The following is a 13,070-nucleotide window of genomic DNA, read 5'->3' on the forward strand; positions in this document are numbered from 1 at the left end:
GTTGTTGCGGGTTCCCATGCCATGCATCGCTCAAACGCGGGGCAACGGCGGCATCGGCGTGGACGAATTCCGGTACCTGGAGACTCGAAAATTGGTCCGGCACGCCAACTATGCGCATAATGCACCCCGCCGACGTCGCATTGTGCTGCGATGAGGCAGGATGTGAAATGCCGTTCCGGATGGAGATCGCCCGGGATGGCACTCTCATGCGAGGAGTCTGATGACGGAGTCCAGGGACCCCCAAGTCGCCGGCGCGGCGGCTGGAAGGCCGGAGCCGACAACCGCCAGCAACGGCATACCGAAATCCGCACCGGACAACGGCCTGGTTGGCGGCCAGTCCCCGAGCCGGGCCAGGTACTCGCGAGTGCTGCTCAAGCTCGGCGGTGAGATGTTCGGCGGCGGGCAGGTCGGCCTGGACCCGGACGTGGTGGCGCGGGTGGCCCGGCAGATCGCCGAGGTGGTCCGCGGCGGTGTGCAGGTGGCCGTCGTCATCGGCGGTGGCAACTTCTTTCGGGGCGCGCAGCTTCAGCAGCGCGGCATGGAACGCACCCGGTCGGACTACATGGGCATGTTGGGCACCGTCATGAACAGCCTTGCGCTGCAAGACTTTCTGGAGAAGGAAGGCATCGTCACCCGCGTCCAGACCGCGATCACCATGGGCCAGGTGGCCGAGCCCTACCTGCCGCTGCGCGCCGTGCGTCACCTGGAAAAGGGGCGGGTGGTGATCTTCGGGGCCGGCATGGGACTGCCGTACTTCTCCACCGACACGACGGCCGCGCAGCGCGCCCTGGAGATCGGCGCCGAGGTGGTCCTGATGGCCAAGGCCGTCGACGGCGTGTTCTCCGCGGATCCGCGGCAGCATCCCGACGCCGAATTGATCGCCGCGATCAGCCACCGCGAGGTCATCGACCGGGGGTTACGAGTGGCCGATGCCACCGCGTTCAGCCTGTGCATGGACAATGGCATGCCGATCCTGGTGTTCAACCTGCTGACCAATGGCAATATCGCCCGGGCGGTCGCTGGTGAGAAGATCGGGACTCTGGTCACCACCTGAACCGAAGACGCGATGATCTGCGCTTGCGAGGATCCGCAACGCAGCTGAGGAGGAGCGGCGCACATGATTGACGAGGCTCTCTTCGACGCGGAAGAGAAAATGGAGAAAGCCGTAGCGGTCGCCCGCGACGACCTGTCGACCATCCGAACCGGGCGGGCCAACCCCGGCATGTTCTCGCGGATCGTGATCGACTACTACGGCTCGGCCACGCCCATCACCCAACTGGCCAGCATCAACGTGCCCGAGGCGCGCCTGGTCGTCATCAAGCCCTACGAGGCCAGCCAGGTCGGCGCGATCGAGACGGCGATCCGCAACTCCGACCTGGGCGTCAACCCCACCAACGACGGCACCCTGATCCGGGTGGCGGTCCCGCAGCTCACCGAGGAACGCCGCCGCGAGCTGGTCAAACAGGCCAAGGGCAAGGGCGAGGACGCCAAGGTCTCGGTGCGCAACATCCGCCGCAAGGCGATGGAGGAGCTGCACCGCATTCGCAAGGACGGCGAGGCCGGCGAGGACGAGGTCGGCCGGGCCGAAAAGGACCTGGACAAGACCACCCACCAGTACATCACTCAGATCGAAGAGCTGGTCAAGCACAAAGAAGGCGAACTGCTGGAGGTCTAGCGACCGCTCAGCAGCTAAGTTCATCCAGGCCAGTGGCAACCCCAGAACCCGGCGCAGGCAACCCGCCCGACAATCGGGCGCGCGCCGCCAAGAAGACGAGCGCGCAACCGGACAAGAAGACGTCCCGGGCCGGACGCGACCTGCGCGCCGCCATCGCGGTGGGAGCCGGGATCGGCGGCGTGCTCATCGTCACGCTGGTGTTCGCGCCGCGGTTCTGGGTCCCCATCGTCGCGCTCGCCATCATGGTGGCCACCCACGAAGTGGTGCGGCGACTGCGCGAAGCCGGCTACGTCATCCCGGTCATCCCGCTGCTGGCCGGCGGCCAGCTCACCGTCTGGCTGACCTGGCCGTTCCACGCCGCGGGCGCCCTGGCCGGCTTCGGCGTCACCGTGGTGGTCTGCAACTTTTGGCGGCTGTTCATGCAGGACAACAGCAAACGGCCCGAGCCGTTCGACGGGTCGCCGTCGGCCAACTACCTCAGGGACGCCTCGGCGACGGTGTTCCTGGCCGCCTGGGTGCCGCTGTTCGCCTCCTTCGGCGTGCTGCTGGTCTACCCGCACGACGGCGCAGGACGGGTGTTCTGCCTGATGATCACCGTCGTCGCCTCCGACACCGGCGGGTATGCTGTGGGGGCGCTACTCGGCAAGCACCCGATGGTTCCGGCGATCAGCCCCAAGAAGTCGTGGGAGGGGTTCGCCGGATCGTTGGTGTTCGGCATCACCGCGGCGACGCTGACCGCGACTTTGCTGGCCCACAAACCATGGTGGATCGGCGCGTTGCTGGGCGTCATCCTGGTGCTGACCTGCACGTTGGGGGATCTGGTGGAGTCTCAGGTCAAGCGCGACCTCGGCATCAAGGACATGGGACGGCTGCTGCCCGGCCACGGCGGACTGATGGATCGGCTCGACGGCGTCCTGCCCTCGGCGGTCGCCGCCTGGACGGTGCTGACCCTCGTTCCCTAGGCCGGTCCGGTCGAGAGGCGATACTGGACAGGTCATGGTTGCACAACTGGTTTTCTCCGAGCCGCGTCCCGGCAGGCCGCCGCGGCACCTGGCCGACCTCGACGAGGACGGTCGCACGGCCGCCGTCACCGAGCTGGGCCTGCCGGCGTTTCGCGCCAAGCAGCTGGCGCATCAGTACTACGCGCGGCTGATCGCCGACCCGCGGCAGATGACCGACCTTCCGGCGGGCCTGCGCGACGCCCTCGCCGAGACGATGTTCCCGATCCTGCTCACCGCGGCCGCCGAGGTGACCTGCGACGCAGGCCAGACGCGAAAGACGTTGTGGCGGGCCCTCGATGGGGTCACCGTCGAGTCGGTGCTGATGCGTTACCCGCAACGCAACACGGTGTGCATTTCGTCGCAGGCCGGTTGCGGCATGGCGTGTCCGTTCTGCGCGACCGGTCAGGGCGGGCTGACTCGCAACCTGTCGACGGCGGAGATCCTCGAGCAGGTCCGCGCCGGCGCCGCGGCCCTGCGCGACGACTTCGGGGACCGGCTGTCGAACGTGGTGTTCATGGGCATGGGGGAGCCGCTGGCCAATTACGCCCGCGTGGTGGCCGCGGTGCGGCGCATCACCGCCGCGCCGCCCCACGGTTTCGGCATCTCGGCCCGTTCGGTGACCGTGTCGACGGTGGGGCTGGCGCCCGCCATCCGCAAGCTCGCCGACGAACGGCTCGGGGTGACGTTGGCGCTGTCGTTGCACGCGCCCGACGACGAACTGCGCGACACCCTGGTGCCGGTGAACAACCGGTGGAAGATCACCGAAGCCCTCGACGCCGCGCGGCATTACGCCGACGTCACGGGCAGGCGGGTGTCGGTGGAGTACGCGTTGATCCGCGACGTCAACGATCAGCCTTGGCGCGCAGACCTTTTGGGGCAGCGGCTGCATCGCGCGCTCGGCCCGCTGGTGCACGTGAACCTGATTCCACTCAACCCCACCCCGGGTAGTGAGTGGGACGCCAGCCCCAAGCCGGTCGAGCGGGAGTTCGTCCGGCGCGTCCGCGCCAAAGGCGTTTCCTGCACGGTGCGCGACACGCGCGGCCGCGAGATCAGCGCCGCGTGCGGACAGTTGGCCGCCGAAGGCGGGTAGCTGGAGCGCAGGCGATCAGGCACCAGCGTGCGGACAGCTGGCCGCCGAAGGCGGGTAGCTGGAGCGCAGGCGATCAGGCACCAGCGTGCGGACAGTTGGCCGCCGAAGGCGGGTAGCTGAGCGCAGGCGATCAGGCACCAGCGTGCGGACAGCTGGCCGCCGAAGGCGGGTAGCGCGCGGTCGCCGGGTGAACCCGTAGGGCGACGCGCACGTCTTAAAGGCATAACTTCAGCAACCCGGGGGTGTGCCGTGATCCGCTTGTTCTCTCCGCTCAAGTTGTTTGTCGCGGCCCTCATCGCCGCGGCACTGATAGTGGTGCTCGGTGGCGCGCCGCGCGCGGCCGCCGCCGATGACCGGCTGCAATTCAGCGGCACGACCCTGGCTGGTGCGCCGTTCAACGGCGCCAGCTTGCAGGGCAGACCCGCGGTGTTGTGGTTCTGGGCGCCGTTTTGCCCGTTCTGCAACGCCGAGGCCCCAGGCGTCAGCCAGGTGGCGGCCGCCAATCCCGGCGTCACCTTCGTCGGCGTTGCCGGTCACTCGGATGTCGGCGCGGAACAGAACTTCGTCTCCAAGTACGGCCTGAGATTCACCAACCTCAACGACGCCGACGGCTCGATCTGGGCCCGCTACAACGTCCCCTGGCAGCCCGCCTACGTGTTCTACCGCGCCGACGGCAGCTCGACGTTCGTCAACAACCCGACCTCGGCGATGTCCCAGCAGGAGCTTTCCGACCGGGTCTCGGCCCTGAGGTCCTGACTCGGTGGACCAGGGTCTGGTCGGCCTGGCCTTCGCCGCCGGATCGGTGGCCGCGCTGAACCCGTGCGGTTTTGCCATGCTGCCCGGCTACCTGCTGCTGGTGGTGCGCGGCCAGGGTTCGGCGGCGGTCTCGGGTGCGGCGGCGGCCGGGCGTGCGCTGGCGGCCACCGCGGGGATGGCGCTGGGCTTCCTGACGGTGTTCGGCGCGTTCGGCGCCCTGACCGTCTCGGCGGCGAGCACCGTGCAGCGGTTCCTGCCATACGCCACCGTGGGCGTGGGTGTGGTGCTGATCGGGCTCGGGGCGTGGCTGCTGGCGGGCCGGGGACTGTCGGCCCTGACCCCACGACCGCTGGGCCCGCGGTGGGCGCCCACCGCGCGGCTGGGCTCCATGTACGGCTACGGCATCAGCTACGCGATCGCCTCGTTGTCGTGCACCGTCGGGCCGTTCCTGGCCGTCACGGCGGCCGGCTTACGCGGGGGATCGGCCGTCACCGGGGTGGCGATCTATCTCGCCTACAGCGCGGGGCTGACCCTGGTGGTCGGGGTGCTGGCGGTCGCCGCGGCCACGGCGAGCACGGCGCTGGTGGACCGGTTGCGCCGGCTCCTGCCGTTCGTCAACCGGATCGGTGGCGCGTTGCTGGTGCTGGTCGGGCTGTACGTGGCCTATTACGGCGGTTACGAGGTGCGACTGTTCGGCGCCGGCGGCGACCCGCGGGACGCGGTGATCACCGCGGCCGGGCGGCTACAGGGCGCGATGGCCGGCTGGGTGCATCAGCACGGGATGTGGCCGTGGCTGGTGGCCGTGTTCGCATTGACGGCCGTGGTGATCGGGGGCGCCTGGCATCGCCGGGTGCGCCGCTAGGGCAAACACGCTGCCGGCTACCTGATCCAGCCGCGGCGGCGGCCCCACAGGTCGCGGATCAGCGCCACGAGGATCAGCGCGGCAAACCCGATCAGGAACCAGTTCTCGATGTGGCCGACATGGTTGCCGCGCAGCATCGCCAGCAGGAATCCGAAGCCGATCAGGCCGGCGATGTGCCAGGTCCGGTGATTGATCCTGCTCCAACCCCACGCTGCCGACGGCACCTCGACGTCGTCGACGCCGGTGAAGCGCTCCACCTCGGTACTGGCCACGGCGAATCCCCTTCGGATCGGATTGGCTTGTCGAACCCAAATTCTGGCATACCCCCGCCTGGCTCGACGGCCGCGGTCCGGCGGATGGCCCCGGTCGGTGCCGGGCGGCACAATGAATGAGTGACCAACCCGACGACCGACGGGCAAACGCGGGACCGGCTGCGCGTCCTGGTGCTCGGCAGCACCGGCTCCATCGGCACCCAGGCGCTGGACGTCATCGCCGCCAACCCGGACCGCTTCGAGGTGGTCGGCCTGGCCGCGGGCGGTGCCAACCTGGACACCCTGTTGCGGCAGCGCGCCGAGACCGGCGTGACCAACGTCGCGGTCGCCGACGAGCGCGCGGCGCAGCGGGTCGGTGACATCCCGTTCTGCGGGTCCGACGCGGCCACCCGGCTGGTGCAGGAGACCGAGGCCGACGTCGTGCTCAACGCGCTGGTGGGCGCGCTGGGCCTGCGGCCGACGCTGGCCGCGCTGGAGTCGGGCGCCCGGCTGGCGCTGGCCAACAAGGAATCGCTGATCGCCGGCGGTCCGCTGGTGCTCCGGGCCGCCAAGCCGGGGCAGATCGTGCCCGTCGATTCCGAACACTCCGCGCTGGCCCAGTGCCTGCGCGGCGGGGCCCCCGACGAGGTCGCCAAGCTGGTGCTGACCGCCTCCGGCGGCCCGTTCCGCGGCTGGACCGCCACCCAGCTGGAGGACGTCACCCCGGAGCAGGCGGGCGCCCACCCGACGTGGTCGATGGGCCCGATGAACACACTGAACTCGGCCTCGCTGGTCAACAAGGGGCTCGAACTCATCGAGACCCACCTGCTGTTCGGCATTCCCTATGACCGCATCGAGGTCGTGGTGCACCCCCAGTCGATTGTTCATTCGATGGTCACCTTCATCGACGGTTCTACCCTGGCCCAGGCCAGCCCGCCGGACATGAAGCTGCCGATCTCGCTCGCCCTCGGCTGGCCGCAGCGGGTTGCGGGCGCGGCCGCCAGCTGCGACTTCAGCACGGCCTCTAGCTGGGACTTCGAGCCGCTGGACGACGACGTTTTCCCCGCCGTCGAGTTGGCCAGGCACGCCGGGCAGATCGGCGGCTGCATGACCGCCGTCTACAACGCGGCCAACGAGGAGGCGGCGGCGGCCTTCCTCGCGGGACGGGTCGGGTTCCCCGCGATCGTCAAAACCATCGCCGACGTGCTGCACGCCGCCGACCAATGGGCCGTGTCACCCGCTACCGTGGATGAGGTACTCGACGCGCAGCGCTGGGCACGCGAGCGGGCGCGGCGTTCCGTCGCACACGCCCGGCCCGCCGAGGTGTCGGCAAAAGCCTCCGGAATGGTGTGAGAAAGGTCCTGGGAGACCAGATGATGTTCGTAATCGGCATTGTGCTGTTCGCACTGGCCATCCTGATCTCGGTGGCCCTGCACGAGTGCGGGCACATGTGGGTCGCGCGCGCGACCGGCATGAAGGTGCGCCGCTACTTCGTCGGTTTCGGGCCCACGCTGTGGTCGACCCGGCGCGGCGAAACCGAATACGGCCTCAAAGCCGTGCCGCTGGGCGGCTTCTGCGACATAGCCGGCATGACGTCGGTGGAGGAGTTGGCGCCCGACGAGACCGACCGCGCCATGTTCAAGCAGAAGGTTTGGAAGCGGGTCGCGGTGCTGTTCGCCGGTCCCGCCGCGAACTTCATCATCTGCCTGGTGCTGCTTTACGGCATCGCGCTCATCTGGGGGCTGCCGAACCTGCACCCGCCCACCCAGGCCGTGGTCGGCGAAACCGCTTGTGTGGCACCGGAAGTGGCGCCGGGAAAGATCGCGGACTGCACCGGCCCCGGGCCGGCGGCGCTGGCCGGAATCCGGCCGGGCGACGTCATCGTCAAGGTGGGCGACACCCCGGTGTCGACCTTCGAGGACATGGCCGCCGCCATCCGCAAGGTGCACGGCAATGTCCCGATCGTCGCCGAGCGCAACGGCACCAAAATCACCACCTACGTCGACGTCACCACCACCCAGCGCTACCTGGGCAACGGGCAGGGCGCTCGGCAACAACCCTCGACGGTCGGCGCCATCGGCGTCGGCGCCGTCAAGGTGGCGCCCACCCGCTACGGGGTGTTCACCGCGATCCCGGCCACCGTCGCCTTCGCCGGTGACCTCACCGGCGAGGTCGGCAAGGCGCTGGTTGCGATCCCGACGAAGGTCGGTGCGCTGGTGCACGCCATCGGCGGCGGGCAGCGCGATCCGCAGACCCCGATGAGCGTCGTCGGCGCCAGCATCATCGGCGGCGACACCGTCGACCACGGGTTGTGGGTGGCGTTCTGGTTCTTCCTGGCCCAGCTGAACCTCATCCTGGGTGCGATCAACCTGGTGCCGCTGCTGCCCTTCGACGGCGGCCACATCGCCATCGCGGTGTTCGAGAAGATCCGTAACCTGGTGCGGTCGGCGCGGGGCATGGTCGCGGCCGCCCCGGTGAACTACCTCAAGCTGATGCCCGCGACATACGTCGTGCTGGTGTTCGTGGTCGGCTACATGCTGCTGACCGTCACCGCCGATCTGGTGAATCCGATCCGGCTGTTCCAGTAGAGAGAAGGCAGCGCACATGACTATCGGCCTGGGCATGCCGCAGACCCCGGCGCCCACGCTTGCGCCCCGGCGCCCCACGCGCCAACTGATGGTCCGCGACGTAGGGGTCGGCAGCGATTATCCGATCTCGGTGCAGTCGATGTGCACCACCAAGACGCATGACGTCAACACGACGCTGCAGCAGATCGCCGAGTTGACCGCCGCCGGCTGCGACATCGTCCGGGTGGCCTGCCCGCGCCAGGAGGACGCCGACGCGCTGGCCGAAATCGCCCGGCACAGCCAGATCCCGGTGATCGCCGACATCCACTTCCAGCCCAAGTACATCTTCGCCGCCATCGACGCCGGGTGCGCCGCCGTGCGGGTGAACCCCGGCAACATCAAGGAATTCGACGGCCGCGTGGGCGAAGTCGCCAAGGCCGCCGGTGCGGCCGGCATCCCGATCCGCATCGGCGTCAACGCGGGCTCGCTGGACAAGCGGTTCATGCAGAAGTACGGCAAGGCCACCCCGGAGGCGCTGGTCGAGTCCGCGCTGTGGGAGGCCTCGCTGTTCGAGGAGCACGGCTTCGGCGACATCAAGATCAGCGTCAAGCACAACGATCCCGTCGTGATGGTCGCCGCCTACGAGCAGCTGGCCGAGCAATGCGACTACCCGCTGCATCTGGGCGTCACCGAGGCCGGCCCCGCCTTCCAGGGCACCATCAAGTCGGCGGTCGCCTTCGGTGCGCTGCTGTCGCGGGGGATCGGTGACACCATCCGGGTGTCGCTGTCGGCGCCGCCGGTCGAGGAAGTCAAGGTCGGCATCCAGATCCTCGAGTCGCTGAACCTGCGCCCGCGCGGGCTCGAGATCGTGTCGTGCCCGTCCTGCGGCCGCGCCCAGGTCGACGTCTACACCCTGGCCAACGAGGTCAGCGCCGGCCTGGACGGGCTGGACGTGCCGCTGCGCGTGGCCGTGATGGGCTGCGTCGTCAACGGCCCGGGGGAGGCCCGCGAGGCGGACCTCGGCGTCGCATCGGGAAATGGCAAAGGCCAGATCTTCGTTCGCGGCGAGGTAATCAAGACCGTGCCCGAAGCCCAAATCGTCGAGACGCTGATCGAAGAGGCGATGCGCATCGCCGCTGAAATGGGCCACGAGATGAACAGCGGCGACGGGCCCGAAGCAACATCCAGCGGTTCACCTGTTGTCACCGTAAGCTGATGAAGGCCAGCGACGTTCTGGTCTGAGAATTCGCACCATAGAGAGTTCGCCCTATGTCGGCTCCGCCCCTGTTCCGCCTTGTCGGTGAGCGACGGGTGTCGGTGGTGCGCGACGCGGCCGCCGTCTGGCGGGTGCTCGACGACGATCCCGTCGCCTCCTGCATGGTCGCGGCGCGGGTGGCCGACCACGGCATCGATCCCAACTCGATCGGCGGCGAACTGTGGACGCTGCGCGGCGCCGACGAATCGCTGTGCTTTGCCGGCGCCAACCTGATTCCGCTGCGCGGCGCGCCGGCCGACCTGAGCGCGTTCGCGGACGAGGCCATGCGCGGGACGCGGCGCTGCTCGTCGCTGGTCGGCAGGGCCGACCTGGTGATGCCGATGTGGGAGCGGCTCGAGGCGGCCTGGGGTCCGGCTCGCGACGTGCGCGACCGCCAGCCGCTGCTGGCGTTGTCGAACCACCCCAGCTGCGACCTCGACCCCGGGGTGCGGCAGGTCCGGCCCGAAGAGCTGGACGCCTATCTGGTGGCCGCCGTCGACATGTTCATCGGCGAAGTGGGCGTCGACCCGCGCATCGGCGACGGCGGCCGCGGTTACCGGCGCCGGGTGGCCAGCCTGATCACGGCGGGGCGGGCCTGGGCGCGGTTTGAGCACGGCCAGGTCGTCTTCAAGGCCGAGGTGGGCTCGCAGTCCCCGGGCGTCGGCCAGATCCAGGGGGTGTGGGTGCACCCGGAGTGGCGCGGGCTGGGCTTGGGCACCGCCGGCACCGCGACGGTGGCCGCGGTGATCGTCGGCACCGGGCGCACCGCCAGCCTTTACGTCAACGACTTCAACACGGTGGCCCGCGCCGCCTACGCACGGGTGGGCTTCACCGAGATCGGCACCTTCGCGACGGTGCTGCTCGACTAGCCGGTCACGTTCGCCGCGAGCGCCCGGCCAGCCGGGCGCCGGGTGACCAACGCCCGCGTGGCGGGCCCTCGGCGCACAGATGGTCCGCAAATCCACGCATCACGGTTCGGTCTCGGTGTGTCGGCGCCCCTGTTCAGGCCACAGTTCTTAACATCAGCACCGATGGTAACGAGAACAACAATTGCCACATCTGCCTCAGGCGTGCTGCTGGTCGCGGCCGTCGCCCTGTCCGGCTGCACGCCGCGGCCCGACGGCCCGGGCCCGGCCGCGGAGAAGTTCTTCCGCGCCCTGGCCGTCGGCGACACCGCGACCGCGGCGCAACTCAGCGACAGCCCGAACGAGGCCCGTGAAGCCCTCAACGCCGCCTGGTCCGGCCTGCAGGCAACCCACCTCGATGCCCAGCTGCTCAACGCCAAGTACGCCGAGGACAGCGGCACGGTCGGCTACCGCTTCACCTGGCACCTGCCCAAGAACCGCACGTGGACCTATGACGGCCAGCTGAGGATGGCCCGCGACGAGGGGCACTGGGCCGTGCGGTGGACCACCACCGCGTTGCACGCCAAGTTGGGCGAGCACCAGACGTTCGCGCTGCGCGCCGACCGGCCGCATCGCGCTTCGGTGAACGAGCTCGGCGGCAGCGATGTGCTGGTGCCGGGCTACCTGTACCACTACACGCTGGACGCCACCCAGGCCGGACCCGCGCTGTCCGGCACGGCGCACGCCATCGTCGACGTGCTGCATCCCTTCAACGGCGCCCTCAACGATCCGCAGCTGCTGGCCGAGCAGGCCAGCTCGACGCCGCATCCGGTGGATCTGGGGGTGACGCTGCACCCCGACGACAACGACAAGGTGTCCCCGCTGATCGGGCACCTGCCCGGTGTCGTGGTCACCCCCCAGCCCGAAATGCTGCCCACCGACCCGCATTTCGCGCCCGCGGTCATCTCCGCCGTGAAGAAGGCGGTGGTCGACCAGCTCGACGGTGAGGCGGGCTGGCGGGTGGTCAGCGTCAACCAGAACGGCGTCGAGGTCGAGGTGCTGCACGAGGTCCAGGGGTCTCCGGCGCCGTCGGTGTCGATCACCCTGGACCGCACGGTGCAAAACGCCGCCCAGCGCGCGGTCGACAACAAGGGCGGCAAGGCGATGATCGTGGTCATCAAGCCGTCGACCGGAGAGATCCTCGCGATCGCGCAGAACGGCGGGGCCGACGCGGACGGTTTGCCGGCCACCAACGGGCTGTTCCCGCCGGGGTCGACGTTCAAGATGATCACCGCCGGCGCCGCCGTCGACCGCGGCATGGCCACGCCCAACTCGATGCTGGGCTGCCCGGGCCACCTCGACATCGGCCACCGCACGGTGCCCAACTACGGCGGCTTCGATCTGGGCGTGGTGTCGCTGTCGCGCGCGTTCGCCAGCTCGTGCAACACCACGTTCGCGGAGCTCAGCAGCCGGATGCCGCCGCGCGGCCTGACCCAGACGGCCGCCCAATACGGCATCGGCCTCGACTACACGGTGGACGGCGTCACCACCGTGACGGGGTCGGTGCCGCCGACGGTCGACCTGGCCGAACGCACCGAGGACGGCTTCGGCCAGGGCAAGGTGCTGGCCAGCCCGTTCGGCATGGCCCTGGTGGCGGCGACGGTCGCCGCCGGCAAGACGCCGGTGCCGCAACTGATCGTGGGCCGCCAGACGGCGGTCCAGGGGGACACCACGCCGATCAGCCCGAAGATGATCGACGCGCTGCGGCCGATGATGCGGCTGGTGGTGACCAACGGAACCGCCAAGGAGATCGCCGGCTGCGGCGAGATCTACGGAAAGACCGGTGAGGCCGAGTTCCCGGGCGGATCGCATTCCTGGTTCGCCGGCTACCGCGGCGACCTGGCCTTCGCCTCGTTGATCGTCGGGGGCGGCAGCTCGGAGTGGGCGGTTCGGATGACCAAGTTCATGTTCGAGGCGCTGCCGCCGAACTTCCTGGCCTGATCTGATGGGGGCGACCCGCCGCGCCCGGCTTCGCCGCGCTTGCGATCGCCCCTGATCTGATGGGGGCGACCCGCCGCGCCCGGCTTCGCCGCGCTTGCGATCGCCCCTGATCTGACGGGGGCGACCCCGGCCCGCTTCAGCGGTAAATTGCGAACATGACCGATACCGGCGGCGACATGGTGGCCCTGCGGGTCTCCGACGCCGACCGCAACGGCACGATGCGCCGGCTGCACAACGCCGTCGCACTCGGGCTGATCGACATCGACGAGTTCGAGCAGCGCTCGTCGCAGGTGTCCTACGCGCGCACGCGCGGCGAGCTGGACCATCTGGTCGGCGACCTGCCGGGGCCGGGCGCCATCGTCACCTCCGCGGCCGACCGGGTCGAGCTGCGGGGCTGGGCGGGTTCGCTGAAGCGCCACGGCGAATGGCAGGTGCCCACCCGCCTGGCGCTGGTCCGCCGGCTGGGCTCGGTGGAACTCGACCTCACCAAGGCCCGCTTCGCGGGGCCGGTGGTGGTCATCGAACTCGACATGAGATTCGGCTCCGTGGAGATTCGATTGCCCGACGGCGCCAGCGCGTCCATCGACGACGTCGAGGTCTACGTGGGCAGCGCCAGCGACCGTCGCAAAGACCCGCCTGGTGAGGGCAGGCCGCACGTGGTGTTGACCGGGCGGGTGGTGTGCGGCTCGGTGATCATCCGCGGGCCGCGGCGCTCGCTGCTGCGCCGTCAGCGGCTCTGAGCGTCCATCCGCCCTGCCATTAAGCTG

The 13,070-nt window shown here is 69.6% G+C and carries 13 protein-coding genes; 12 read left to right on the forward strand and 1 reads right to left on the reverse strand.

What is annotated here, in order from left to right; all coding sequences use genetic code 11:
- Positions 1–220: 220 nt before the first annotated feature.
- The 6 genes from pyrH (at position 221) to A5624_RS20635 (ending at position 5,384) form a co-directional block, all read left to right on the forward strand.
- Entirely contained in the window at positions 221–1,054 is an 834-nt protein-coding gene (pyrH, locus tag A5624_RS20610; protein ID WP_066870244.1) for a UMP kinase, read from the forward strand.
- A 63-nt stretch (positions 1,055–1,117) separates the two neighbouring features.
- Positions 1,118–1,675: a ribosome recycling factor gene (frr, locus tag A5624_RS20615; protein WP_066870247.1), complete on the forward strand. Its 558-nt coding sequence runs from the start codon at positions 1,118–1,120 to the stop codon at positions 1,673–1,675.
- Positions 1,676–1,707: 32 nt separating this feature from the next.
- Positions 1,708–2,637 (forward strand): phosphatidate cytidylyltransferase, encoded by a 930-nt coding sequence (locus A5624_RS20620; protein WP_066870250.1) that lies wholly within the window; start codon positions 1,708–1,710, stop codon positions 2,635–2,637.
- 34 nt (positions 2,638–2,671) lie between these two features.
- Positions 2,672–3,766: a 23S rRNA (adenine(2503)-C(2))-methyltransferase RlmN gene (gene rlmN / locus A5624_RS20625; protein ID WP_066870253.1), complete on the forward strand. Its 1,095-nt coding sequence runs from the start codon at positions 2,672–2,674 to the stop codon at positions 3,764–3,766.
- A gap of 249 nt (positions 3,767–4,015) precedes the next feature.
- A complete protein-coding gene (locus A5624_RS20630; RefSeq protein ID WP_066870256.1) occupies positions 4,016–4,522 on the forward strand; it encodes a protein disulfide oxidoreductase in 507 nt (168 codons plus the stop codon).
- A gap of 4 nt (positions 4,523–4,526) precedes the next feature.
- Entirely contained in the window at positions 4,527–5,384 is an 858-nt protein-coding gene (locus tag A5624_RS20635) for a cytochrome c biogenesis CcdA family protein (RefSeq protein WP_066870258.1), read from the forward strand.
- A gap of 17 nt (positions 5,385–5,401) precedes the next feature.
- Here the strand turns inward: A5624_RS20635 and A5624_RS20640 are convergent, their stop codons facing one another.
- Entirely contained in the window at positions 5,402–5,656 is a 255-nt protein-coding gene (locus A5624_RS20640; RefSeq protein WP_066870261.1) for a DUF2631 domain-containing protein, read from the reverse strand.
- 120 nt (positions 5,657–5,776) lie between these two features.
- Between A5624_RS20640 and dxr the strand changes: the two genes are divergently transcribed.
- The 6 genes from dxr to A5624_RS20670 all read left to right on the forward strand — a co-directional run bounded on the left by dxr (position 5,777) and on the right by A5624_RS20670 (position 13,043).
- Complete coding sequence (gene dxr / locus A5624_RS20645; RefSeq protein ID WP_066870263.1) at positions 5,777–6,988, forward strand: 1-deoxy-D-xylulose-5-phosphate reductoisomerase; 1,212 nt, start codon at positions 5,777–5,779, stop codon at positions 6,986–6,988.
- A 20-nt stretch (positions 6,989–7,008) separates the two neighbouring features.
- Positions 7,009–8,223: an RIP metalloprotease gene (locus tag A5624_RS20650; protein ID WP_066870368.1), complete on the forward strand. Its 1,215-nt coding sequence runs from the start codon at positions 7,009–7,011 to the stop codon at positions 8,221–8,223.
- 16 nt (positions 8,224–8,239) lie between these two features.
- Positions 8,240–9,418: a flavodoxin-dependent (E)-4-hydroxy-3-methylbut-2-enyl-diphosphate synthase gene (gene ispG / locus A5624_RS20655; protein ID WP_066870266.1), complete on the forward strand. Its 1,179-nt coding sequence runs from the start codon at positions 8,240–8,242 to the stop codon at positions 9,416–9,418.
- Positions 9,419–9,471: 53 nt separating this feature from the next.
- The gene (locus A5624_RS20660; RefSeq protein ID WP_066870268.1) at positions 9,472–10,326 is read left to right on the forward strand and encodes a GNAT family N-acetyltransferase; all 855 of its coding nucleotides are present in this window, start codon (positions 9,472–9,474) and stop codon (positions 10,324–10,326) included.
- A gap of 162 nt (positions 10,327–10,488) precedes the next feature.
- On the forward strand, positions 10,489–12,303 hold the full coding sequence (locus tag A5624_RS20665; RefSeq protein ID WP_066870270.1) for a penicillin-binding transpeptidase domain-containing protein: 1,815 nt from the start codon (positions 10,489–10,491) through the stop codon (positions 12,301–12,303).
- 155 nt (positions 12,304–12,458) lie between these two features.
- Positions 12,459–13,043 (forward strand): DUF1707 domain-containing protein, encoded by a 585-nt coding sequence (locus tag A5624_RS20670; protein ID WP_066870273.1) that lies wholly within the window; start codon positions 12,459–12,461, stop codon positions 13,041–13,043.
- The last annotated feature ends 27 nt before the right edge of the window (positions 13,044–13,070 follow it).

This window comes from Mycobacterium sp. 1482292.6, from assembly GCF_001672995.1.
Classification (GTDB): domain Bacteria; phylum Actinomycetota; class Actinomycetes; order Mycobacteriales; family Mycobacteriaceae; genus Mycobacterium; species Mycobacterium europaeum_A.